Origin of the sequence: Aureimonas sp. ME7 (assembly GCF_903970965.1) — a bacterium.
Lineage (GTDB): Bacteria > Pseudomonadota > Alphaproteobacteria > Rhizobiales > Rhizobiaceae > Aureimonas.
The window spans coordinates 620,966-645,116 of the sequence record NZ_CAJCKW010000001.1 but is presented as its reverse complement, the minus strand read 5'-3'; the positions used below and the strand labels follow the sequence as shown (position 1 = coordinate 645,116).

Annotated in this window: 18 protein-coding genes; 11 read left to right on the top strand and 7 right to left on the bottom strand. The window is 68.6% G+C overall.

The genetic code is table 11. From position 1 onward, the window contains the following. The first annotated feature begins 10 nt into the window (after positions 1 to 10). The 7 genes from acnA to H7A85_RS02940 all read left to right on the top strand — a co-directional run bounded on the left by acnA (position 11) and on the right by H7A85_RS02940 (position 7,725). A complete protein-coding gene (gene acnA, locus H7A85_RS02970) occupies positions 11 to 2,662 on the top strand; it encodes an aconitate hydratase AcnA (RefSeq protein WP_182084374.1) in 2,652 nt (883 codons plus the stop codon). Next, complete coding sequence (locus H7A85_RS02965; RefSeq protein WP_182084373.1) at positions 2,655 to 3,530, top strand: TIM barrel protein; 876 nt, start codon at positions 2,655 to 2,657, stop codon at positions 3,528 to 3,530. Before acnA ends, H7A85_RS02965 begins: the two co-directional genes overlap by 8 nt. Continuing rightward, positions 3,527 to 3,964 carry a cupin domain-containing protein gene (locus H7A85_RS02960; protein ID WP_182084372.1) on the top strand — a complete coding sequence of 146 codons (438 nt, stop codon included), beginning with the start codon at positions 3,527 to 3,529 and terminating at the stop codon, positions 3,962 to 3,964. Before H7A85_RS02965 ends, H7A85_RS02960 begins: the two co-directional genes overlap by 4 nt. Beyond that, positions 3,954 to 4,247: an antibiotic biosynthesis monooxygenase family protein gene (locus H7A85_RS02955; RefSeq protein WP_182084371.1), complete on the top strand. Its 294-nt coding sequence runs from the start codon at positions 3,954 to 3,956 to the stop codon at positions 4,245 to 4,247. Before H7A85_RS02960 ends, H7A85_RS02955 begins: the two co-directional genes overlap by 11 nt. Before the next feature lie 416 nt (positions 4,248 to 4,663). Beyond that, complete coding sequence (locus H7A85_RS02950) at positions 4,664 to 5,647, top strand: tripartite tricarboxylate transporter substrate binding protein (protein ID WP_182084370.1); 984 nt, start codon at positions 4,664 to 4,666, stop codon at positions 5,645 to 5,647. 129 nt (positions 5,648 to 5,776) lie between these two features. Beyond that, on the top strand, positions 5,777 to 6,865 hold the full coding sequence (locus tag H7A85_RS02945) for a beta-propeller fold lactonase family protein (RefSeq protein WP_182084369.1): 1,089 nt from the start codon (positions 5,777 to 5,779) through the stop codon (positions 6,863 to 6,865). After that, positions 6,862 to 7,725 carry an amidohydrolase family protein gene (locus tag H7A85_RS02940; protein WP_182084368.1) on the top strand — a complete coding sequence of 288 codons (864 nt, stop codon included), beginning with the start codon at positions 6,862 to 6,864 and terminating at the stop codon, positions 7,723 to 7,725. Before H7A85_RS02945 ends, H7A85_RS02940 begins: the two co-directional genes overlap by 4 nt. A 148-nt stretch (positions 7,726 to 7,873) precedes the next feature. Here H7A85_RS02940 and H7A85_RS02935 read toward each other — a convergent pair whose 3' ends face one another. Beyond that, positions 7,874 to 8,128, bottom strand: coding sequence for a hypothetical protein (locus H7A85_RS02935; protein WP_182084367.1), 255 nt, complete (start codon positions 8,126 to 8,128; stop codon positions 7,874 to 7,876). A 673-nt stretch (positions 8,129 to 8,801) separates the two neighbouring features. On the opposite strand from H7A85_RS02935, the gene H7A85_RS02930 reads away from it, so the two are divergent. Then, the gene (locus tag H7A85_RS02930; RefSeq protein ID WP_182084366.1) at positions 8,802 to 10,355 is read left to right on the top strand and encodes an ISL3 family transposase; all 1,554 of its coding nucleotides are present in this window, start codon (positions 8,802 to 8,804) and stop codon (positions 10,353 to 10,355) included. Between the two features lie 234 nt (positions 10,356 to 10,589). Here the strand turns inward: H7A85_RS02930 and H7A85_RS02925 are convergent, their stop codons facing one another. From H7A85_RS02925 to H7A85_RS02900, 6 genes are read right to left on the bottom strand one after another with little or no spacing between them, the layout of a single operon-like run. Next, positions 10,590 to 11,336: a crotonase/enoyl-CoA hydratase family protein gene (locus H7A85_RS02925; protein WP_348519692.1), complete on the bottom strand. Its 747-nt coding sequence runs from the start codon at positions 11,334 to 11,336 to the stop codon at positions 10,590 to 10,592. Positions 11,337 to 11,386: 50 nt separating this feature from the next. Continuing rightward, positions 11,387 to 12,244 (bottom strand): hydroxymethylglutaryl-CoA lyase, encoded by an 858-nt coding sequence (locus H7A85_RS02920; protein ID WP_182084365.1) that lies wholly within the window; start codon positions 12,242 to 12,244, stop codon positions 11,387 to 11,389. Then, positions 12,237 to 14,228, bottom strand: a complete 1,992-nt coding sequence (locus H7A85_RS02915; protein WP_182084364.1) for an acetyl/propionyl/methylcrotonyl-CoA carboxylase subunit alpha — start codon at positions 14,226 to 14,228, stop codon at positions 12,237 to 12,239. Before H7A85_RS02915 ends, H7A85_RS02920 begins: the two co-directional genes overlap by 8 nt. A gap of 11 nt (positions 14,229 to 14,239) precedes the next feature. Then, the gene (locus H7A85_RS02910; protein WP_182084363.1) at positions 14,240 to 15,847 is read right to left on the bottom strand and encodes a carboxyl transferase domain-containing protein; all 1,608 of its coding nucleotides are present in this window, start codon (positions 15,845 to 15,847) and stop codon (positions 14,240 to 14,242) included. Next, positions 15,847 to 17,010, bottom strand: coding sequence for an isovaleryl-CoA dehydrogenase (locus tag H7A85_RS02905; protein ID WP_182084362.1), 1,164 nt, complete (start codon positions 17,008 to 17,010; stop codon positions 15,847 to 15,849). Before H7A85_RS02905 ends, H7A85_RS02910 begins: the two co-directional genes overlap by 1 nt. A gap of 21 nt (positions 17,011 to 17,031) precedes the next feature. After that, positions 17,032 to 20,499: an indolepyruvate ferredoxin oxidoreductase family protein gene (locus H7A85_RS02900; protein ID WP_182084361.1), complete on the bottom strand. Its 3,468-nt coding sequence runs from the start codon at positions 20,497 to 20,499 to the stop codon at positions 17,032 to 17,034. Between the two features lie 143 nt (positions 20,500 to 20,642). On the opposite strand from H7A85_RS02900, the gene H7A85_RS02895 reads away from it, so the two are divergent. The 3 genes from H7A85_RS02895 to H7A85_RS02885 are packed head-to-tail and all read left to right on the top strand — an operon-like array spanning position 20,643 to position 24,111. Further along, a complete protein-coding gene (locus H7A85_RS02895; RefSeq protein WP_182084360.1) occupies positions 20,643 to 21,140 on the top strand; it encodes an Lrp/AsnC family transcriptional regulator in 498 nt (165 codons plus the stop codon). Positions 21,141 to 21,184: 44 nt separating this feature from the next. Then, complete coding sequence (locus H7A85_RS02890; protein ID WP_182084359.1) at positions 21,185 to 22,108, top strand: LysR family transcriptional regulator; 924 nt, start codon at positions 21,185 to 21,187, stop codon at positions 22,106 to 22,108. Between the two features lie 53 nt (positions 22,109 to 22,161). Then, positions 22,162 to 24,111 (top strand): aconitase family protein, encoded by a 1,950-nt coding sequence (locus H7A85_RS02885; protein ID WP_210270209.1) that lies wholly within the window; start codon positions 22,162 to 22,164, stop codon positions 24,109 to 24,111. Positions 24,112 to 24,151 lie beyond the last annotated feature (40 nt).

The window sequence follows — 24,151 nt, the reverse complement described above, 5'->3', positions numbered from 1 at the left end:
AGACCCGGGGATGAGCGGAGCCAGCGTACGGGCCGAGCGACCCTCCGGAAGGGCAGCCATCGCGAGCGTCGTCGTCGACGGCCATCCCCATGACCTCGTCGACCTGCGCGCCACCTTCGGCCCTGCGTTGGACCGGATGCCCTGGGTCCTTCGCATCCTGGCCGAGAACGCCCTGCGCCACGCCGCGACCGACGAGGCCGAGGCCCAGGCCTCTGTCATCCTTGACTGGCTCGAGCGTGGACGGAGCGAGGCCGAGATCGCCTTCCGCCCCTCCCGCGTGCTTATGCACGACACGACCTGCGTGCCCGCCCTCGTCGACATTGCAGGCATGCGCGACGCTCTGGCCGAGGCAGGACTCGATCCGGCCATTCTGCGTCCGTCGATCCCGATCGACGTGTCGGTCGACCATTCCGTCGCGGTGGACCGCTACGGCTCGCCGGACGCGCTGGAAGCCAACATGGCAACCGAGCTCGCGCGCAACGCCGAGCGCTACCGCCTGATGAAGTGGGCGACGACCGCCCTGCCCGGCCTGCGCGTCAACCCGCCGGGCACGGGCATCATGCACACGTTGAACATGGAGCAGCTCGCCACCGTCAGCCGCACCGCCCAGGTCGACGGGCGGTCCTGGGTGTTCCCCGACACGCTTATCGGCACGGACAGCCACACGCCGATGGTCAACGGCATCGGCGTCCTAGGCTGGGGCGTCGGCGGCCTCGAGGCCGAAGGCGTGATGCTCGGCATGCCCGTGATGCTGCGCCTGCCGGAGGTGGTCGGCGTCCGCCTCGTCGGCGCCCTGCCGGAAGGCGTCCTGTCGACCGACCTCGCCCTCGCGGTGACGCAGCGGCTCCGTGCCCACGGCGTGACGGGCGAGTTCGTCGAGTTCTTCGGCCCGGGCGTCCCGACGCTGTCCGCGGGCGACCGCGCCGTCGTCGCCAACATGGCACCCGAGTACGGCGCGACGACTGGGTTCTTCCCCGTCGACTCTCGGGCGATCGACTACCTGCGCATGACGGGCCGCCCGTCCAACGTCGTCGAGCGTGCGGAGGTCGTGACCAAGCGGCAAGGTCTTTGGTTCGACTCGGATGTTTCGCCGACGTACACGGCGACCCTTGAATTGGACATGTCCGCCCTCACGCCAAGCCTGGCGGGTCCACGCCGTCCTCAGGACCTCCTGTCCACGCGGGATGCGCGTACGGCGGTGGAAGCGGCACTCGGCCGGCCCCTGGGCGACGAGCCGGGTCAGGACACGAGTGTGCCCGACGGTGCCGTTGCCATAGCGGCGCTCACGAGCTGCACGAACACGACGGATCCACGCCTGCTCGTGGCCGCTGGCCTTTTAGCCCGCAAGGCACGCGCACTGGGGCTTCGCCCTCCGCACTGGGTCAAGACGTCGCTCGCGCCGGGGTCGCCTGCAGCCGAGCGTTACCTCCACCGCGCCGGGCTTCTTGACGACCTTGCCACTGTCGGCTTCGGCATCGTCGGGTTCGGCTGCACGACGTGCATCGGTAACTCCGGTCCTCTTCCGTCCGTGGTGGAGGTCGCCCTGGACCACGGCAAGGCGGCGGTCGCCATTCTCTCGGGCAACCGCAACTTCCCCGGGCGCGTCCATCCCCGGCTCGACCTCGGCTTCCTTGCCTCGCCGCCAATGGTCGTAGCCTACGCGCTGGCCGGGGACGTGCGTCGCGACGTGACGTCCGACCCGGTAGCATGGACGCCGGGCGGAGCTCCGGTGTTCCTGGCTGACCTCTGGCCGACCTCGGCTGAGATTGACCGGGTCGCCGCCGAAGCCGGAGACGCCGCCGACTTCCCGTCGGCGTTCGCGGAGGCGACGGCGAGCCGCGATTGGGTGGAATTGGACGCACCGACCGGAAAAGTTTTCCCTTGGGATGATTCCTCGACCTACATCCGGCGCCCGCCGTTCACGCATCGTGGCGGCACGACACGGCTAGGCTCCTACACCGCCACACCGCTGCTCGTGCTGGGCGACGACGTGACCACCGACCACATCTCCCCGGCAGGCCAGATCATGCCGAGATCCGAGGCGGCCCGGTATCTCGTCGACCATGGAGACGACCCAGCCGACCTCAACGTCTTCGCGTCGCGGCGGGGAAACTTCGAGGCAATGGTCCGCGGGCTGTTCGACAACCGCTCCGTCGCGAACCTCCTGGCGCCCAATCTGAACGGCGGGACGACGGCCTACGGCCCGAGCGGCGAGGTCGTCGGTCTGCGCGAGGCCGCCGCCCGGTACGAGGCGGACGCTCGATCCGTCGTGATCATCGCAGGCGAACGGTACGGCATGGGCTCGTCCAGGGATTGGGCGGCGAAGGGCGTCGCCCTTCTCGGCATCCGGGCCGTGATCGCCTCTAGCTTCGAGCGGATCCACCGCACGAACCTCATCGCCATGGGGGTGCTTCCCCTAATGCTCCCGAGAAGCTCGCACCCTGCGACGCTGTCGATCTCGCCGGGCGACGAGATCGAGGTCCTCGCACCGGTCGGGGAACTGGGACCGCGGGCGACCATCACGGTGACGGTCGGTCGGATGGACGGCACCCGATTAAAATTGGAAACGGTGGCCGCGGTCGAGACTGCCCTCGAGGTCAAGCAGCTCGCGGCTGGCGGCATCGTTCCCCTGATCCTCGAAAGGCTGGGCGCCCATGCATGATCCGTCGCTCACGGGACAAGCCACGAGGCGGTACAGCGCCCACCTCGGCTACCTGTTTACCGAGCTCCCCCTGGAGGACCGCTTCGCCGCGGCGGCACGAGCCGGCTTCGCCGCCGTCGAGCACTCCAATCCCTACTCGCTCCCCGCCGGGCGCGTGCTCGAGCTGTGCCGGGGACACGGCCTTGAATTCCTCCAGTTGGCGCTGCCCGGCGGCGACGCCGCGCGCGGGGACAAGGGCTTGGCGGGCGTTCCGGGGCGGGAGGAAGAGTTCCGCGACGGCGTCGAGGCGGGCCTACGCTACGCGCGGGACGTCGGAGCGCGGTACGTTCACGCCATGGCGGGGGTACTTCCCAGCGGCGCAGGGCGGCAGGATGTCTGGTCGACCTACGTTGCGAACCTTCGACACGCTTGCGAAGCCGCGCGAGCGCAGGACACGACCGTGCTCGTGGAGGCCATCGGACCGGGGACGATCGCACGTTATATCCTCAACGATCCTGCCGTCGCCGTCAGTGCGGTCACGGAGGTGGGACCCGGAAACCTCGCGATCATCCTCGACGTCTTCCACGAGACGAACGCGGGCCGGGACCCGCTCGCCTTCCTGAGGGAGCACAGGACGCTCGTGGCGCACGTCCATGTCGCCGACCACCCGGGTCGTCACGAGCCGGGTACGGGGACGATCGACTTCGATGGCGTGTTCTCTGTCCTTGACGAGATCGGCTACGCGGGGGCCGTTGGGCTCGAGTACGTTCCCGCTGCGGATACGTTATCCGGCCTTCGGTGGCGGGATAGCTTCGCTTCCGTCCCGGACATTTCGCAACCGATTTCCGCCGATACGCGTGACCATGCGGACAGGGAGACGACGCCATGACCCGGAAGGCCCTCATCCTCCGGCCCGACGAGATCGAGGCGCACGAGCGCGGAGGCGGTGCCCGGACCATCCCGCTGGTCAACCGGGCTTCGGGCACCACCAGCTTCATCAACGGCATTACGATCTTCGAGCCGGGCGCTGCGATCCCGGTGCACAGCCACAACTGCGAGGAGAGCGTCATGCTTCTCGAGGGCAACGCCATCGTCGAGATCGACGGCGAGCGTCATAGGATCAAGGCGCAGGACACGACGTACATCCCGGCGAACCTGCCCCACCGCTTCATCAACGCCTCCGACACGGAGCCGATGAAGATCCTTTGGATCTACGCCAACGTCGATGCGACGCGCACCATCGTGGCGACGGGCGACACGCGGACCATCGACGCAGAACATGGGGTGAAGCCCGCCACGGCAGGAGATGGCGATGTTCCTTGAGATCGCGGAGATCGTCGCCAAACCCGGCGAGGAGCAAGCCTTGGAACGCGCGGCCGCGGCGGCGCGTCCGCTTTTCCTCCGGGCGCGTGGATGCGCCGGCATGGAGTTCCACCGCGTCGTGGAGCAGCCGGGATCATACAAGCTCATTGTCCGGTGGGTGACGGTGGAGGACCATACAGTCCGCTTCCGCGGGTCGGAGGACTTCCAGGAGTGGCGGCGCCTTGCGGGCCCGCATTTCGCCGAACCACCCGTCGTCGTCCACACCCGCGACGTCCTGGACTGAACGACCGAAACGCTGACGGTCGTCGGATATGCGGGCAGCGCTCGGTCTGCCCTTGCCGGCCCGACCCCGTCACGGCCTTGGACCCGGTGCGGTCCGGGATGTGCGGTCGTGTCCGTTTGGTGGGTCCGCGCCAGGCAGGAAACGAGCCGTTGGCAGCGGCCGTCGCCAAACTTCACGGCATGCGGACGACCCTGACCACGCTCCCGGTGCGGACGGGGTAAGCAGCCAGCTTCCGTGCAACTCAGGCAATGCGGTCGCCCCCTCGCGCTGCCCTTATTCCGATGTAAAGCCAAACGTCTATCGCTACATGCGTGATAAGCATTTCAGTTATTGGTTTTTTGTTGATTAAAAACCTTTACTGGGTAGTGTGCCTGGCGTAGGCCCCGGTAGCGGGCAAGGATCTGGGAGGATCACGCATGGCATCGTTTCGCACAGCCGCCTTGGCGACGGCCCTGGCGCTGGCCCCTTTGGGAACCGCCGCAGCACAGTCGTTTCCCGACAAGCCCATAACGATGGTCGTGCCGTTCGCGGCAGGGGGAGCGGCCGACACCACGGGACGCATCGTCGCGGAGGCCATGGGCAAGCGTCTCGGACAGAACGTGCTGGTGGAAAACCTGCCGGGCGCCGGCGGGGCGATCGGAACGGAACGCGTGAAGGGAGCCGCCCCCGACGGTTACACGATCGGACTCGGGCACACGGGCACGCTCGCGGCGGCCGTCGCGGTCAACAAGAACCTGACCTTCGACCCGACGACGGACTTCGACTATCTCGGGATAGCGTCCTTCACGCCCGGCGTCGTCTTCGTCAATAAGGACAAGCCCTACAAGACGTTGAGCGAGTTCATCGCCTACGCGAAGGATCCGGCGAACGAAGTCACCTTCGGCCATTCCGGCATCGGGGCAGCCTCGCAGTTGGCCTGCCTGCTGCTCTTCCAGGCGGGCGGCATAAACCCGGTCGACGTCCCCTTCCAAGGGTTCGGCCAAACCGTCATGGCCGTGATCTCAGGCGAGATCGACGGGTCGTGCGATCTCGTCGTGTCGGCGAGTTCATACGTGAAGGACGGGGCAGTACGCGCGCTCGCGGTCGCCGCGCCCGAGCGTTCCGCGGCCATGCCGGACGTTCCGACGGCTGCCGAGGCCGGGTTGCCGAACCTCGAACTACAGGTCTGGACCGGGCTCTTCGCGCCGAAGGGAACGCCGCCCGAGGTGGTCGCGGCGCTTCAGGCATCGCTGAACGACGCGCTGGCGGAGCCTGGCGTTCGGGAACGTCTTGTCGGACTCGGGGCGCGTGAGCCTGCCGAGGACGAGAAGGGTGGCCAGAACATGCAGGCGGTCGTCGAGAAGGACGTTGCCCGCTGGCTGACGGTGTTCGGAGCCGAAGGCGCGCAGGCGGGACGCTGACGGCGCCCGATTGCGGGCGTGGCGCGACGTGTCGCTCCTGCGGGGCCACCGGCGGCGGCCGCCCGACCCGGACGGACGGTGCCGGGCGGCGACACGGTCGCAAGTCGGAGGAAGTAGGGACTTCGAGGCATGCTGGAACGATACGCTTACGTGGGCTGCCGCACGACGCGTGAGCGTAATGCGCGGGGTGAGGGCATCTCGGTCTTCGGCGTCGACGTCGACGGGCGATGGCATCTCCAAGGTGTCGAGGCGACCCTACCGAACCCTTCCTACCTCGCGCTCCGGCGCGACGGCCGTCGTCTGTATACGGTTCACGGTGATGGAAGCGAGATCACCGTCTTCCGCGTTGACGGCAGCACGCTGAGTTCCCTGGGAAGCGACACGGTTGCCGGGCTGAACCCGGTCGATCTCCTGCTGAGTCCCGACGAGCGGTTCCTCGTGGCCACCAATCATCTGACCGGAGCGCTCGTCACGCGCGCGGTGGATGCGGACGGGTGCCTGGGCTCCCTAGTGTCTTACCTGACGATCCAAGAGACGCTGGGGCCGCACCGAACGGAGCAGACCTCCACCAAGCCGCACCAAGCACGGTTCTCGCCATGCGGACGGTGGCTCGCCGTCCCCAACAAGGGGTCGGACACAGTCAGCGCCGTCGCGTATGACTCTGAGACTGGCCAGCTCTCGCTCCGGCCCGAGGGAACGGCTCGCGTTCGGGAAGGGTCGGGGCCACGCAACATCGTTTTCTCCCGGCTTCACGAGCTTGCATACTTGGTCGGGGAACTGGACTCCACGGTGACGGTACTCTCGACGGCAGGAGCCCTCCTGAAACCACTACGCACTCATTCAACGTTGCCGGACGACGCCTTTGCGCAGAGCCGTGCCGCCGCGGTGGTGCTGTCTCCCGACGGGTCCACCCTGTTCGTGTCTAACCGCGGACACGATACGATCTGCGCATTCGAGGTGGATCGGGAGACCGGACTTCTGTCGACGCCCCGTTGGAGCGGATGCGGAGGGCGCACTCCCCGCTTCGCGACGGCCTACCCGGGTGGAAGCGGGCTTGTGGTCGCCAACGAGGACAGCGACACGATTGTGGCGCTGGGACGCGACGTCACGGGCGAGACCATCCTTCTCGCGAATACCCCGAGCCCCGTATGCGTCGTGTTCGGCCCTTCGCTCGCCACCGACGCGAGCGGGACGCGGTCTGACGGGGGAAGCCCATGACGACCTACGCCTCAGGAGCGTCCACGGCACCGGCCACGTCTCGCGCCATGCCTCGGCATGCCTGCGACACACACTTCCATGTCTTCGATGACCGTTTCCCCCGGCCGCCCGGCGCCGTCGTGAACCCGCCGCCGGCGACGGCGTCGGATTACCTGGGTTTTGCTGTAACGATGGGAATCGAGTGCGGGGTCGTCGTCCAACCGTCCACCTACGGCACCGACAACGCATGCCTGCTCGACGCGCTCGGCAAGCTGGGACCGTCGTTTCGCGGTGTTGCGGTCGTCGATCTTGACGTGACGGACGACGAACTCGCCCGCTTCCATCGAGGGGGCGTTCGCGGCGTCCGGTTCAACACCCGCCGTCCCGGCCCATTGACCTTGAGGATGGCCGAGCCGCTGGCGCAACGGATCGCGCCGCTTGGTTGGCATATCCAGCTCCATGTCGGAGCGGAAGAGATCACGGCGTACGCGGATGTCCTGGCGGGATTGCCCGTGCCGGTCGTGTTCGACCATCTGGGCGGCGTGGATCCCCGCGGGAGCTGCGGCAAGGCGGCGATCGCGGTGGTTTGCAAACTTCTTGAACGGCGCCGGGCCTACGTGAAGATATCGGGCTTATATCACGTCACCCGCGTCGGACCGCCGGGTTACGAGGACGCCGGCGAGCTCGCGCGCCGCTACGCGGCCATCGCGCCCGATAGGCTCCTGTTCGGGACCGACTGGCCACACCCGTCGCCGGGCCCTTTCGGGCTTCCGAGCGACCCATTGATGCTGGAGCGGACGATCGACTTCGCCGGAGAGGCGTGGCGTACCATGCTGGTGGACAACCCTGAGCGACTCTACGGTTTCGGACAGGCACGCTGAGCTTCGGGCAGGGCGAGCGCAGACGCCAGCGCGAACTGGATGCCGACGAATGCTCAGCGGGTGTTCCTCGGAAACCCGACGGGATATAGGGACGGGAGGCAATGTATGACCGACTGCTCGAGAGCGGCATGTCGGCGTCCTCGCCTCACTACCCCAGGAAGTACTCCGCGAAGTCCTCGGTGAAGTTCCAACGCGGCATGTCGTTCCGCCACGCGTCGTAAATCCCGCTGTAGTGCTCGCACACCTTGAGCTTGGCGAGCAGGTCGGCTTGGTCTTCGTGGTAGTAGCAGAAGAACGGGATCGGACCCGGGTTGTACATAATACGCTTCGAGAGGGCGACGATCTCCCTGGTGAAGGGCGCCGAACGGATGTCGTCCCGCATCTCGCCGACGAGTTCGGGCATTTCGCTCCCAGGCTCGGAAAGTCCCGGCCGCGTCGGACGAGGTATCCCCGCAGCTCCACCGCCGCTGCGGCCTCCGAGAAGGTCTTCCATTCAACGAGGTCGGCGACGTCGTAGGCAGAGTCGTCCGTGTCTACGAGGCGGCTGCATCGCTGGCGAAGCCAGATGCCGTTCAGGTTGAGGTCCTGCGACAGTGTCGGCGAGGCAACGATCACTTCTAGCGTGCCCGAGTTGAGCGGCAGTTCCATCTCCCGCAGGAACGGCTGCGGCAGTTTCCCGTGATGAATTGCTACGCCGATGCGCATGGCGGCGACGACGGGATGTTCCGCGCCGAGCCATTCGGCACCCACCTCGAGCGCGCGTGCCAGCGGCGCCTTGTCATCAATCAGGCTTGGAAGGTAGCCCCGACGGACCAGCTCGACCGCACGGGTCCCGTATCCTTCCACCCAATTGGCCTCTGTGACGACAACGAGGCTGCGCTTACCCTGCTCGGCGAACTCCCACGCCGACATTACCGTCAGATCCTCGACGTCCTGGGGCCGGGCGTTCCGCTCCGGCCTTATTGCTATCAAACTGCGTTGGAACGGGACCCCGGATCGGCGTGCAAGAGGGGGTCTGACTCATCTTTGGTGCAGTTGTACGATGGGAATGGCGGTTTCCATCGGTGATCGCTGCCATGTCGTGTCGCCTTTCGCTCTCAGCCGTTGCTCCAGCCGGACTTGCTGTCAATCAACAGGAGTTCGCTGACGGCGTCCTGATCGTCACCGCCTCGGCGCGAGCGTCATCCGCAGCGCGCCCGTCCTGCGATCGTCTCTCGCATCGGGTTCATAGCCGCCACCACCGGCGTGTCGCCGACCTGCCCCTGGGCGGACATGCGGTCCAGCTTCCGTTGGCGACGAGGCGCTTCCGATGTGACGAGCGAGGTTGTCGGCGACGGATCTTCGCCGAGCGCTTCGGAGCGAGCGTGTCCGAACGGGTCCGTCGTACCGATCGCATGGAGGGGATCGTCCATCACCTCGGCCTTGCTCTCGGCGGCAGACCGGGCGCTGCGTTCGCCGCCCGTCTGATGCTGCCGGTCAGCAACGACACGCTGCTGCGTGTCGTGCGGCGCCGGGCTCGTTCCCGGACCGACCCACTGGTGGTGATCGGGGTCGACGACTGGGCGTTCCGCCGCAACCATCGCTACGGCACGATCATCTGCGATCTGGAACGCCGTCGGATCGTGAAGCTGCTGCCCGACCGCGAGATCGGGACCGTCGCTGCGTGGCTCGCCGCCCATCCCGGCATTCGTGTCGTCTCCCGCGACCGAGGCGGCGGCTACGGAGAAGCGGCGGCACGGGCACTGCCCGATGCGATCCAGGTCGCAGACCGCTGGCACCTGATGGAGAATGCCAGCGGCGCCTTTCTCGAGGCGGTATCGAAGTCGATGAAGCCGATCCGAGCCGGCCTCGGCGCAACGTTCGTCGATCCTAAGCTCCTCACCTGTGCCGAACGGCGCCAGTACGGTGGCTACCTCCGCCGGGAGAAAACGAACGCCATCGTCACGAAGCTGGCGGCCAACGGCGTCTCGATCAAGGAGATCGCCCGCCGAACGGGCCGCAGTCGCAAGCTAGTGCGCCTGATCGTGCGAGGCCAACGCACCGATATGTTCCGTACGCGACAGGGCTCGCTCGACCCGCATCTGCCGTTTCTCGACGCGCAGTGGGAGGCAGGCTGTCGTAACGGCGCAGAACTCTGGCGTCGCCTCCGGGCGCTTGGCTTCGGTGGTTCAGAACGCGTCGTTCGGGAATGGACGACGCGTCGACGCCGATCGGAACGCATAACAAGCGCCCAGCTTTGCAGACCGCCGTCTGCCCGTACCACCGCTCGCCTCATGACGCGGAAGCGCGACCAACTGACGAGGACCGAGACGCTCACGGTCGCCGCGATCGAGGAAGGTGTTCCAACTCTGGCCGAAGCTCGAACCCTGGTCGACCGCTTCCAGTCCATCGTCCGTCGCAAGGCCGAAGCCGATCTCGACCCCTGGCTGAAGGACACCGGCTCCAGCCTGATCGCCTCGTTCGCCCGCGCCATCACCAAGGATTTTGCCGCCGTGCGTGCGGCTGCCACCGAGCAGTGGTCGAGCGGCCAGACCGAAGGGCACGTCAACCGCCTGAAGCTGATCAAGCGCCAGATGTACGGTAGCGCCAAGCTGGACCTTCTCGAAGCCCGCCTTATCGGAGCACCCTAATCGTCATCAGAATTGCGTCAGCCCCCGTTTGGACGCCGATCACCCCAAAAACAGGGGCCTTATTCCACGCCGATTCACAGAGAAGGCTTCGCATCGCCACACGAGCCTTCCGACGACCCCACGAACAGGAGGGGGACTCGCCACTCCAATGCCGGGATCGCATCCGGGAAGCCCCTTCACCGCGGAGGCGGCGCCCGTTCATCCGCGACGCCAGGGAGCCGGCAAAGGTGGCTGTCAGACATCCGGAACCGATGTCCATGGCGGAGCGCGCTTGTCGAGAAACACGGCAATGCCCGCCCGTGCCTCGTCGCTTTCCCAGGCGTCGGCAAGCGCCGCGATGGAAGCTTCCACTGACGCCTCGTCGATCGGCGACGCAAGCTGGAGGGCGAGCCGCTTCGCGCGGGCGACCGCACCGGGAGCGGCGGCGAGGTACGGGGCAACCTCCTCCTCCACCGCGGCGGCAAGATGGCCGGATTCGACGCACCGGGCTACCAGCCCCAAGCGTTCCGCCTCCGCGGCATCGAAGATCCTCGCCGACATGAATACCCGCCGTGCCCTGCCCTCGCCCAGCCGGGCGAGGACGTAGGGCCCGATGGTCGCCGGGATCAACCCGAGCTTCGTCTCGGTAAATCCGAAGCGCGTCCCCGTCTCGGCGACGGCGACGTCGCGTACCGCGGCAAGTCCGGCCCCGCCTCCGAGCGCCGCCCCCCGGATCGCCCCGACCAGCGGCGCGCGAAGGTTGTTGAGGGCACCGAGCATGCCCGCTAGCTTGCGCGCTTCGGACATACGCGTCGTGCGGTCGGCCTCTACCTGCCGCTTCATCCACGACAGGTCGCCTCCGGCGCAAAAAGTCTCGCCGGCACCGTCCAGGACGACGGCGCGGACCGTCCCGTCGGCGTCGATGCCCGTCGCGAACTCCGTCAGCTCGGCGATCATCGCGGCGGAGAGCGCGTTGCGCTTCTCCGGGCGGTTCAGGGTCACCGTAACGACGTCGCGCGCGTCACGCCGCACGAGGATGGTTTCGAACGGCGTCAGTTGGCACTCCCGAGCGTTTTCGCGAAGGCCGCCGCGTCCGACAGTCGCTCCGCGTCGAGGCCCGTTTCCATGCCGAGCTGACGGAGACGCTCGTTCACCTTCTCCGTCGCGACGTTTCCCTTTGCTCCCGGCGCGTACGGGCAGCCCCCGAGGCCGCCGACGGAACTGTCGAAGGTGCGAAGGCCTTGTTCGAGCGCCACCTCGATGTTCGCGATTGCATTGCCCCCGGTGTCGTGGAAATGGCCCGCGAGCCGCGCGGGAGGCACGCTGTCCGCAAGGCGCCGGAGCAATGCGTGGACGGCCGCCGGGGTCCCAAGGCCTAACGTGTCTCCGAGACTGACCTCATAGCACCCGAGTGCGAGCAGCCGTTCCGTCACGTCCAGAACCGCGCCCGGGGCGACCGAGCCATCATAGGGACAGTCAACGACGCAGGAGACGTATCCCCGGACCACGACACCCGCCGCGAGAGCCCCCACGATCACCGGGACGAAACGCTCCAGGCTCTGGTCGATCGAGCAATTGATGTTGGCTCGGCTGAAGCCCTCGGAAGCCGATGCGAAGACGGCCACCTCGGTCGCCCCGCTAGCCAGAGCGCCTTCGAGCCCGCACATGTTCGGCGTCAGCGCGGTGTAGGCGACGCCCGGAGCGCGTGTGATGCCGGCCATCACTTCGGCAGCGTCCGCCATCTGCGGGACCCAGCGCGGGCTGACGAAGCTTGCCGCCTCGATCTTGCGGAGGCCCGTCGCGGAGAGGAGATCGACGAGGCGGACTTTTTCCGCCGTCGAGATCGACCGCCTCTCGTTCTGAAGGCCGTCACGCGGCCCCATCTCGAAGAGCGTCACCGCGTCAGTCATCGACCGTCGGCTCCAGCGTCACGAGCACGTCGCCGTCCTCGACCTGCCGCCCGACCTCAACGAGGACTTCGGCCACGACGCCGTCGCGCGGCGCGCGCAGGGTATGCTCCATCTTCATCGCCTCGAGGACGACCATCGGATCACCTGCCGCGACGGCATCGCCGACCGCGACCAGCAGTCCCGTCACGACGCCGGGCATGGGGGCCGCGATGACGTCGCCGCCGCCGGACGGGTCGCCGGCCGCGTCGAGCGCGTCCAGGAGGTGATAGGTGGACGACGCCCCGCCCCCGAACAACATCGCCTTTCCGTGTCGGGCGACGGCGACGAGCGAGGTGTTCCGTCCGTCGCGTCCGACGGCGACCGCATCCCCGTCGCGGCGTACGGACACGGCGGCGCCGTCCGACACCACGGTCCCGTCAGCCGTCAATCCGAAGGACACCGTGGTGCCCTGCCCCTCGTGCACGAGGGGAACCCTCACCTCCGCGACGCCCCAGGACCTGAAGCCGCGGAGGCGGCTCCACGGGTCGTCTCCTTCCGACGGCGCTAGAAGCCCGGTGAGCGCGAGCGCGGCGACCAGGGGAGCGTCCTCGGGGGCGTCCGGCTCCGCTGAAAGGCGCTCCATGTCGCGGGCGATGAGACCGGTGTCGACGCGCCCCGCCGCGAAGTCCGGCTGCCGCGAGAGCCGGGCGAGAAAGCCTATGTTGGTGACCGTGCCGCCCACCCGAACGCGGTCGAGCGTGTCGGTCAAGGCCCGGAGAGCGCTCGGCCGATCCTCGCCATGAACGATCACCTTGGCGATCATTGGGTCGTACCATGGGGTGATCGTGTCCCCTTCAACGACGCCGCTGTCGATGCGCACGGGCCCGGGCGCGAACGACGTCGCCTCGGGGAAGGACAGGTGCTCCAGGCGTCCCGTCGCGGGCAGGAAGCCCTTGGCGACATCCTCGGCGTAGAGGCGCGCCTCGAAGGCGTGGCCGCGGATCGCCAAGTCCTCCTGACGGAACGGCAGCGGCTCCCCGACGGCGACGCGAAGCTGCGTCTCCACGAAGTCGAGGCCGGTGATCGCCTCGGAGACGGGGTGCTCGACCTGGAGGCGGGTGTTCATCTCCATGAACCAGAACCCGTCCGGACGGAGGCCCACCGAGCCATCGGCGATGAACTCGACCGTCCCCGCCCCGCGGTAGCCGATCGCGCGCGCCGCCTCGATCGCCGCATGGCCCATCGCCTCGCGCACCTCCGGCGTCATGCCGGGCGCGGGCGCCTCCTCGATCACCTTCTGGTGCCGGCGCTGGAGCGAGCAGTCGCGCTCGAACAGGTGGACGACGTTGCCATGGGCGTCGGCGAAGACCTGCATCTCGACATGGCGCGGGGCCGTGACGTAGCGCTCGATCAGCACCGCGGGGTCGCCGAAGCTCGCCTGCCCCTCGCGCCGCGCACCCTCCAGCGCGTGCGCGAAGTCCACGGGCCGCTCGACGAGCCGCATGCCCTTGCCGCCGCCGCCGGCCCGCGCCTTGATCAGGACGGGATAGCCCACACGGTCGGCCTCGGCGGCCAGCATGGCCGGGTCCTGGTCCGCCCCATGGTAGCCCGGGACGACGGGAACGCCGGCACGTTCCATCAGCCGCTTGGCCGCGTCCTTGAGGCCCATGGCGCGGATCGCCGAGGCCGGCGGGCCGACGAACACGAGGCCCGCCGCCTCGACGGCCTCGACGAACTCGGGGTTCTCGGACAGGAACCCGTAGCCGGGGTGGATCGCCTGTGCCCCGGTCCGCCGCGCGGCGTCGAGGATCGCGGCGGCCTTGAGGTAGCTTTCGGCCACTGCCGCCGGCCCGATCAGGACGGCCTCGTCGGCGGTGCGCACATGGAGGGCGTTCCTGTCGGCCTCGGAATGGACGGCGACGGTGCGGATCCCGAGGCGGCGGGCGGTGGCCATCACGCGGACGGCGATCTCGCCCCGGTTGGCAATGAGGAGCTTCTCGAACATCGAAGGGTTCCTCACATCCGGAAGACGCCGAACCGCGTCGGCTCGATGGGGGCGTTCAGGGCGGCGGACAGCGACAGGGCGAGCACGTCGCGGCTCTTGCGGGGATCGACGATGCCGTCGTCCCAGAGTCGGGCCGAGGCGTAGAGCGGCCTCGATTGCCGCTCGAACGTCTCGACCGTCGGCCGCTTGAATTCGGCCTCGTCCTCGGCCGACCACGCCCCGCCCTCCTTCTCGACCGCGGCGCGGCGCACGGTGGCGAGCACCCCCGCCGCCTGTTCGCCGCCCATCACCGAGATGCGGCTGTTCGGCCAGGTCCACAGGAACCGAGGCGAGTACGCACGTCCGCACATACCGTAGTTGCCGGCGCCGAAGGACCCGCCGACCAGCATGGTCACCTTCGGCACGGACGTGGTCGCCACGGCGGTGACGAGCTTCGCCCCGTCCTTCGCGATGCCGCCGGCCTCGTACTTGCGGCCGACCATGAAGCCCGTGATGTTCTGGAGGAAGACGAGGGGCATGCCCCGCTGCGAGCAGAGTTCCACGAAATGGGCGCCTTTCAGCGCGCTCTCGGAGAACAGGACGCCGTTGTTGGCGACGATCCCGACGGGGACGCCGAAGACGTGGGCGAAGCCGCAGACCAGGGTCTCGCCAAAACGCGCCTTGAACTCGTCGAAGCGCGAACCGTCGACGACGCGGGCGATCACCTCGCGGATGTCGTAGGGCGTGCGCAGGTCGGCGGGCACGACGCCGAGGATCTCCTCGGGGTCGCAGAGCGGGTCCTCCGGCGTGCGCAACTCGACGGCCGGCCGCTTCTCCCGGTTGAGGTTCGCGACCGCGCGCCGGGCGAGCGCGAGGGCGTGAGCGTCGTCCTCGGCGAGGTAGTCGGCGACGCCCGAAAGGCGCGTGTGGACGTCTCCGCCCCCGAGGTCCTCCGCCGACACGACCTCTCCCGTCGCCGCCTTCACCAGCGGCGGCCCGGCCAGGAAGATGGTCCCCTGCTCGCGCACGATGATAGTGACGTCCGACATGGCGGGCACGTAGGCGCCGCCCGCCGTGCAAGAGCCCATGACGACGGCGATCTGGGGAATGCCCGCCGCCGACATGCGGGCCTGGTTGTAGAAGATGCGCCCGAAATGGTCGCGGTCGGGGAAGACCTCGTCCTGGTTGGGAAGGTTGGCACCGCCGGAATCCACGAGGTAGACGCAAGGGAGCCGGTTCTCGGACGCGATCTCCTGGGCCCGCAGGTGCTTCTTGACGGTGAGCGGGTAGTAGGTGCCGCCTTTCACCGTCGCGTCGTTGGCCAGCACCATGACCTCGCGGCCCGACACGCGCCCGATGCCGGCGATCACGCCGGCGGCCGGGACCGCGTCACCGTACATCCCGTTGGCGGCGAAGGCGCCGATCTCGAGGAACGGCGAGCCGGGGTCGAGCAGGCGCTGCACCCGCTCCCTCGGAAGCAGCTTGCCGCGCGCGGCATGGCGGGCGCGCGCGGTGTCGCCGCCTCCCCCCTCCGTGCGTGCAGCGACTCGCTCGATCTCGGCGATGGACGCGAGGTGCGCCTCGCGGTTGGCGGCGAACTGCGTGGAGCCCGCGACGGCCTTGGAACGGATCGCGCCCATCAACCCTGAGCCCCGACGAGTTCGCGACCGATCAGCATGCGGCGGATCTCGCTGGTGCCCGCGCCGATCTCCATCAGCTTGGCGTCGCGGAAGAGGCGCGAGACCGGCGTCTCGTTCATGAAACCCGCCCCGCCCATCGCCTGCACCGCCTGGTGGGCGAGCGTCATGGCCTCCTCGGAGGCGTAGAGCACGCACGCGGCCGCGTCCTGGCGCGTCACCCGTCCGCGGTCGCAGGCGCGCGCCACTTCGTAGGTGTAGGCCCGCGCGGTGTTCAGCTTGGTGTAGAGGTCGGCGATCTTGGCCTGCATGATCTGGAACGAGCCGATGGCTTGGCCGAACTGCTTGCGCTCGACCATATACGGCATGATCTCGTCCATGCAGGCCGCCATGATGCCGAGCCCGATGCCGGACAGGACGACACGCTCGTAGTCCAGCCCCGACATCAGGACGCGGACGCCCCTTCCCTCTTCGCCGAGCACGTTCTCGAACGGCACCTCGACGTCCTCGAAGACCAGCTCGGCCGTGTTGGAGCCGCGCATGCCGAGCTTGTCGAAGTGCTTCGACGTGGAGAACCCCTTCATGCCGCGCTCGACCAGGAACGCCGTGATGCCCCTCGATCCCGCCTCGGGATCGGTCTTGGCGTAGACGACCAGCGTCTCCGCCTCCGGTCCGTTGGTGATCCAGAACTTCGTCCCGTTCAGCACGAAGCGGTCGTTGCGCCTCTCGGCGCGCAGGCGCATCGAAACGACGTCCGAGCCCGCGCCCGCCTCCGACATGGCGAGGGCGCCGACATTCTCGCCCGAAACCAGCGGCGGCAGGTAGCGCGCCTTCTGCTCGCGCGAGCCGTTCAGCTTGATCTGGTTGACGCAGAGGTTGGAGTGGGCGCCGTACGACAGCGCGACCGAGGCGCTGGCCCGGGCGACCTCCTCGACGGCGACGACGTGGGCCAGGTAACCCATCGCGGCCCCGCCGAACTCCTCGTCCACCGTGATCCCGAGGAGGCCGAGGTCCCCCATCTCGCGCCAAAGCTCGTGCGGGAAATCGTTGGCGTGGTCGATCGCCGCCGCCATCGGCTTCACGCGCTCCTGCGCCCAGCCATGGACCGTGTCGCGGAGCGCGTTCACCTCGTCCCCGAGATCGAACGCCATCGAATTGGTGAACATGATGCTGTCTCCCTCCCGCGTTCACTCGGCCGCGACAGCGGCCGGTTCCACGCCCGTGTTCTCGATCTCGGCCCGCAGCGCCTCCCGCCGGGCCATGGCCTTCTCGAAGGCCTTCTCCTTCACCGGGCCGAAGCCGCGGATGTCGTTCGCGAGGCCGAGCAGCGCCTTGAAGCGCGCGGCGGTCCGGACAGTCAGGTGACGCTCCGCGAAGTCGAGGTCCGCCTCGTAGAGTTCGATGAGGCGCCGCTCGAGCTTGCGGTCTGCGGTGCGACCGAACGGATCGAAGGCGGTGCCGCGCAGCCCCTTCAGGCGAGCGAGGACACCGAAGACGGGCAGCATCCAGGCGCCGAACTCGCGCTTCCTCGGCCGCCCGTCGGCGTCGGTGCCCGGCAGCATCGGGGGTGCCAGGTTGAACCGCAGGCGGACGTCGCCGTCGAAGGCTTTCGCCAGCCCCTCGCGGAACGCCGGGCTGCTGTAGAGCCGGGCGACCTCGTACTCATCCTTGTAGGCGAGGACCCGAGCGTAGCCCGTCGCCACCGTTCGGACGAGGTCGTCGTCGCCTCCGAGACGTTTCGCGGCTTCGGCGAAGCGCCCGACGCGATCCACATAGCGCCGCGCCAGTGCGGCGTCCTGGTACGCCGTCAGGTGCGCCTTGCGATGCTCGACGATCTCGGGCGTCGACATCGTCGCCAGCGGTCGCGGCCGATCTTCCTCCACCGCCATCCGCTCGACGGCGGCCGGATCGTGCGCCAGAAGGCGTCCCCAGTCGAAGGCCGCGAGGTTGAACGGCACGGCCACCGCGTTGAGCTCGATGGCCTTGGTGATCGCGTCGCGGCCGAGCGGGATCAGGCCCCTCTGCCACGCGTAGCCGAGCATCATGATGTTGGCGCCGATCTCGTCGCCGCACGCGGCGACCGCGATGTCGGAGAAGTTGCGGAAGTCGTCCCGGTGGCGCACCGCTTTCTCAACGGTGCGCTCGACGGCCGCTTCCTTGAAGTCGAAGTCGCGCAGGCGCACGAAGTCCGAGACGGGCGTGTTGCGGGTGTTGAAGACGGCATGTGTCCGGCTGGCGTCGCAAAGGAGGATGGCCTCCTTCGAGGCGGCGACGACCGAGTCGGCAGCCAGCAGGAGGTCGGCGCCGCCCGCTGCGATGCGCGGCGCGGCGACCGGCCGGTCGGCGCGCGCGATGCGCACGTGGCTGAGCACCGCGCCGCCCTTCTGCGCCAGCCCCGCCATGTCGAGGATCATCGGAATCTTGCCCTCGATGTGGGCCGCCATGCCAAGCAGCGCGCCGATGGTCAGGACGCCCGTTCCACCGACGCCGGTGACCGCGATGTTCCAGGCCCGGTCGATCTCGGGCAGCACCGCGTCCGGCAAGGCGGTGACGTCCGGCCGCCCGAGCGCCGCACGGCGCTTCGGCTTGGCCCCGTTGATCGTCACGAAGGAGGGGCAGAAGCCCTTTTGGCAGGAATAGTCCTTGTTGCAGGCCGACTGGTTGATGCGGCGCTTGCGGCCCATCTCGGTCTCTTCGGGCTCGACCGCGATGCAGTTCGACTTTTCCGAACAGTCGCCGCAGCCCTCGCAGACGGCGGGGTTGATCCACAGGCGCTTGTCCGGGTCGAGCGACTTGTCGCGCTTGCGGCGTCGGCGCTTCTCGGCCGCGCAAATCTGCTCGAAGACGATGACGGTGACGCCCGGCACCTCGCGCAACTCCAGCATGGTCGCATCGATCTCGTCGCGGTGGCGGATCTCGGTGCCCGGAGCGAGTTCGGCGGGGGCGTAGACGTCGGGCCGGTCGGACATCAGAACGATGCGCTCCACCCGTTCGTGGTGCATCTGGTGCGTGATCTGCTGGGGCGTCAGCACCCCGTCGACGGCCTGGCCGCCGGTCATCGCGACGGCGTCGTTGTAGAGGATCTTGTAGGTGACGTTGGCCTTGGCCGCGACCGACTGGCGGATCGCGAGATGGCCGGAATGGAAGTAGGTCCCGTCGCCGAGGTTGACGAACCGATGCGCCTCGGTGGTGAAGCGGCCGATCGCCGTCCAGGGCACGCCCTCGGCGCCCATGTGGGTGAAGGTCTCGGTGTTGCGGTCCATCCACTGGGCCATGAAGTGACAGCCGATGCCGGCCATCGCCTTGGAGCCTTCGGGCACGCGCGTCGAGGTGTTGTGCGGGCAGCCGGCGCAGTAGTGCGGAAGCCGGGTCACCGGCGCGGAATGCTGGGCTCCCCGTCCCTTGGCCGCCTCCACGACACGAAGCCGCTCGGTGATCCGCTGCGCGAGGTCGGCGGGGAGTTCGAGGCGCAGGACACGCTCCGCGATGGCGCGGGCGACGGACGAGACGGTGAGCCCCGCAGACAGGGACAGGAACGGCCGGTCCTCGTGGTCGAACTTGCCGACGATGCGGGGACGGACGTCGGCACGCCAGTTGAAGAGCTGCTGCTTGATCTGGTTCTCGATGATCTCGCGCCGCTCCTCGACGATCAATACCTCCTCGAGTCCCTCGGAGAAGGCCCGGATCCCCTGCGGCTCGAGCGGCCAGGGCATGCGCACCTTGTAGAGCCGGAGGCCGATCGCCTCCCATTCCGGCTGGCGGAGGCCGAGTTCGGCGAGCGCCTGCCGGACGTCCTCGAACGCCTTGCCCGAGGCGACGATACCGAAGCGGGCCCGGGGGCTGTCGATGACGGTCTGGTCCACCCCGTTGGCGCGGGCGAAGGCGATGGCGGCGAAGCCCTTGGTCTCCTGGAGGCGTGCGTCCTGGACCAGCGGCGTGTCGGGCCAGCGCAGGTTCAACCCGCCCTCCGGCAGGGCGAAGTCGGACGGCAGGACGAACTGCCGGCCCTCCTGCGCGAGGTCGACGACCGTGGTCGTCTCGACCGTCTCCGAGATGACCTTGAAGCCGACCCAGCAGCCGGAGAAGCGCGACATGGCGACTCCGAGGAGGCCGAGTTCGAGGAACTCGTGGACCGAGGACGGGTAGAGCATCGGCATCAAAGCCGAGATGAAGGCGTGGTCCGACTGGTGCGGGATGGAGGAGGACTTGCAGGTGTGGTCGTCGCCCGCCAGCGCCAGGACGCCGCCATGGCGGGCCGAGCCCGCCGCGTTGGCATGCTTGAACACGTCGCCGGAGCGGTCGACGCCCGGCCCCTTGCCGTACCAGATGCCGAGAAGGCCGTCCTTCGTCGCGCCCGGCGACAGGTGGAGCTGCTGGCTGCCCCAAACGGCCGCCGCCGCCAGATCCTCGTTGAGGCCGGGCTGGAAGACGACGTCGTGGGGCTCGAGGTACTTGAGCGCCTTGAGGAGCTGCTGGTCGTAGCCGCCCAGCGGCGAGCCACGGTAGCCGGAGATGAAGGCGCCGGTGTTCAGCCCCGCCGCCCGGTCCCGGCGCATCTGGGTCATCGGCAGGCGCACCAGCGCTTGCGTCCCCGTCATGTAAACGGAGCCGCCCTGCGCGGTGTACTTGTCGTCGAGCGAAACCAGCTTGTTCATGAGGTGCCTCCCAGCCTCATGACGCTCGCATGCCCAGGCAGCGGAACGGTCACTATTTTGGAGCCGCTCCAAACTGCTTTCGCAACACGGTCCCGCAATGATAGGGGTTACGAGGACAGCGTCCTTCTCGAACGTTTCCGGAGATGACGCAAGGCACTTTCGAAGGGTCTGCCGCCGTGCGCCTGGACATCGACGAAGCGGACCGACGCATCCTCCGGGTCATCCAGGAGAAGCCGGGCCTCACCATGCGCGAACTCGGCGAGGAGACGGGGCTGAGCCACACCCCGTGTTGGCGCCGTCTCCAGCGCTTGCAGGAGGTCGGCATCGTCAGCGAGAAGCGCTACCTCGTCGATCCCGAGGCCGTGGGCTTCGACATCGTGGTGTTCTGCTTCGTGCGCATCTCCGAGCACCGCCGCGAGCGCCTGCAGGAGTTCGAGCGGGCCGTGGAGCGCGTGCCGGAGATCCTCCAATGCTACTCGCTCAGCGGCGAGCACGACTACGTCCTCCAAGTCGTGTCGCGAAGCGTGCGCGACTACGAGGCGACCGTGAAGAACGCGCTCACCGAACTGCCCAACGTGCGCTCGATCAGCACGAGCTTCACGCTCAAGCGGGTCAAGGCTTCGACCTATGTCCCGGTCTGACGCCGCGGTCGCGGGGCCCCATCGCCATTCGGGAGACACACAGCATGTCGCGCCGGGTCGATCCCTATAGCCTGCGGCTGTTCCTGACCGTCGCGCAGGAAGGGTCCATCGCCCGCGCGGCCGAGCGGGAGCATATCGCGCCCTCCGCCCTCAGCCGGCGCATCGCCGACCTCGAGCAGGCGCTCGGCGCGCCCCTCCTCGTGCGCTCGCCCCGCGGCATCAAGCTCACCGACGCGGGCGAGATCGCGCTGTCGCGCGGCACGCGGCTGGAGTCCGAACTGAACGCGCTGGCGCGGGAGGTACAGGCCCGCTCGGGCACGTTGTCGGGAACGCTGCGGGTCCTCGCCAACCCGTCGGCCATCGTCGGCTACCTGCCCGAGCGCCTGCGCGCGTTCCGCGACGGATACCCCGCCGTCGACGTCGCGCTCCAGGAGTGTTCGACGCAGGAGGTCGTCCGGGGCTGCCTCGACGACCGGGCCGACGTTGGCATCGGCATGCGGACGGACGTGCCCTCGGGGGTCGAGTCCTGGTTCTTCTGCAACGATCCCTTCATCGTCGTCCTACCGCGCGGCCACCATGCGGCCCGGCGGCAGGCGATGACGCTGGCGGAACTCGCGGTCCACCCGCTGATCTCGATCCAGGCCGGCGGATCGTTGGACCGGACGCTTCGCGCCAAGGCCGCTGAGGCCGGCCTCGCGCTCGACGTGCGCGTCGTCGTCAACAGCTTCGATGCCGTGTGCCGCATGGTCGAGGTCGGGCTCGGCATCGCCGTCCTGCCGCAAGGGGCCGCCTCCGCCTATGCCGGGACCGACAAGTTCGTCCGCCGGACGCTCGCCGAGGACTGGAGCCAGCGCGAGCTCCGGCTCTACGCCCTGCGCAAGACCCCGCGCTTGCCCTCGGCCGACGCGTTCGTCACGGTCATGCGCGGCCAGCCGTCGCAATCCGCGATGGCCCCCACCCCGCCTTAGCACCTTAGACCCGGACCAAACTGCGCTACGGATTGCGTCGGGAGAGACGCATCATGAAGCTCAAGCTGTCCGGACGCATCCTGTTCCTCGCGGCCGATCCGGCTGCCGTTCGCGCGCAGCTCGCCGGGGGCCAAGCCACGCTGGCGACCGTCGGGCCCTTGCGCGACGACATCTCCACCGACGAGATCACCCCGATCACGAGCCTTGTCCACTACGACGAGACGCTGGGCGACCATCCCTACACCGGCTTCAAGGCGGGGGACGAGCGGCCGATCGGCCAGCGCGCCGTGCGCGACGGCGGGTTCGCCGTGACGGTCGCCGGCCGTCGCTACGGCAAGGGGTCGTCACGCGAACACAGCCCGGCAGCCGAGCTGGCAGCCGGTATCCGCCTCGTGGTGGCGGAGAGCTTCGAGCGTATCTACCGACAGAACGCCGACAATCTCGGCCTCTTCACTTCCACCGACTTCGGCCTCGTGGAGCGGATCGAACGGGGCGAGGAGATCGACGTCGCCGAACTCGTCGCCGGGCGCGACACCTTGGCCGCCACCATCCTCAGGAGCGGCGGCCTGCTTCTCTACGGCCACGAGCGGCTCGGCACGACCGCGAAGGACGACGTCTCCCCGCAACCCGCGTCCGAGGGCCCTCTGACGCTGTTCGAGAAGATCGTCCGGCGCCATGTCGTCGAGACCCCCGACACGTCGGTGCCGACGGCGGGTGCCGGCGGCTTCGTACGGGCGGACTTCCGCTTCATCCACGAATACTACACGGGCATGTGCAGCCATCTCCTGCACAAAACCTTCGGCCGCCCGGCGCCCCTGCGCGAGCGGGAAACGATCGTCTGCTTCGAGGATCACCTCTCCTATGTCGACCGCAGCCCGGCGCACGTGGCGGGCGGCCTGATCCCGAGCGCCCGCAGGCTCTCGGCAGCCCACCGCGAGTTCGTCGCCGACTATGGCCTGCGCGACCACGGCTACCTCGAGGGCCGCGCCGGATCGGAGGGCATCTCGCACGCGATGATGGCGGAGAGCTACGCGCTGCCCGGCCAGCTCATCGTCGGCACCGACTCGCATACGCCGCACAGCGGGGCGCTCGGCTGCGTCGCGTTCGGCGTCGGCACCACGGACATGGCGAACGCCATGGTCACCGGCGCCGTGCGGATGGTGATGCCCGAGGTGCTGCGGATCGAGCTGGAGGGCTCGATCCCGCGCGGCGTGACAGCGAAGGACGTCATCCTGCACCTCCTCGCCCTGCCCTCGCTGAAGGGCGGCTCCGGCGTCGGGCGCGTGTTCGAGTTCTCAGGACCCGGCATGGCCGGCCTGTCGACGGACGAGCGGGCGACCCTCACCAACATGACGGCCGAGCTCGGCGGCTTCACGGGCATCGTCGAGCCGGACGAGGAGACGGTCCGGTTCCTGCGCGAGCGGCGCGGCGTCGCGTTCACGCTCGAGCCCTGGATGCGCAGCGACGACGGCGCGGATTACGCCGAGGTCATCCGCGTCGACTGCTCCCGCATCCCGCCGATGGTGGCGGCGCCCGGCGATCCCGGCAACGGCAGGCCGCTCGCCGAGGTGACGGAGCGGGTGACGCTCGAGATCGCCTACGGCGGCTCCTGCACGGCCGGCAAGCGCGAGGACTTCGACCGCTACCACGAGGTGCTGGCCTGGGCCGACGCCAACGGTCTGAAGGTGGCTCCGCACGTGACCCTGTTCCTTCAGTTCGGAACGAGCGCGGTCCGCGACTACTGCGTGGAACGGGGCTACGTCGAGACGTTCCGCCGCGTCGGCGCCGAGCTTCTCGAGCCGAGCTGCGGCGCCTGCGCCAACTGCGGACCGGGATCCTCGACCCGCGGCGACCAGGTGACCGTCAGCGCCATCAACCGCAACTTCCCCGGCCGCTCCGGCCCGGGCCAGGTCTGGCTCGCGAGCCCCCCCACCGTCGCCGCGAGCGCGATCGCGGGGACGCTGGTGTCGTTCGACGAGCTGCGGAACCAGCAACCGAGATAACCGAGCCGGCGGCCAACGCCGGACATCCAAGGGAGGAACA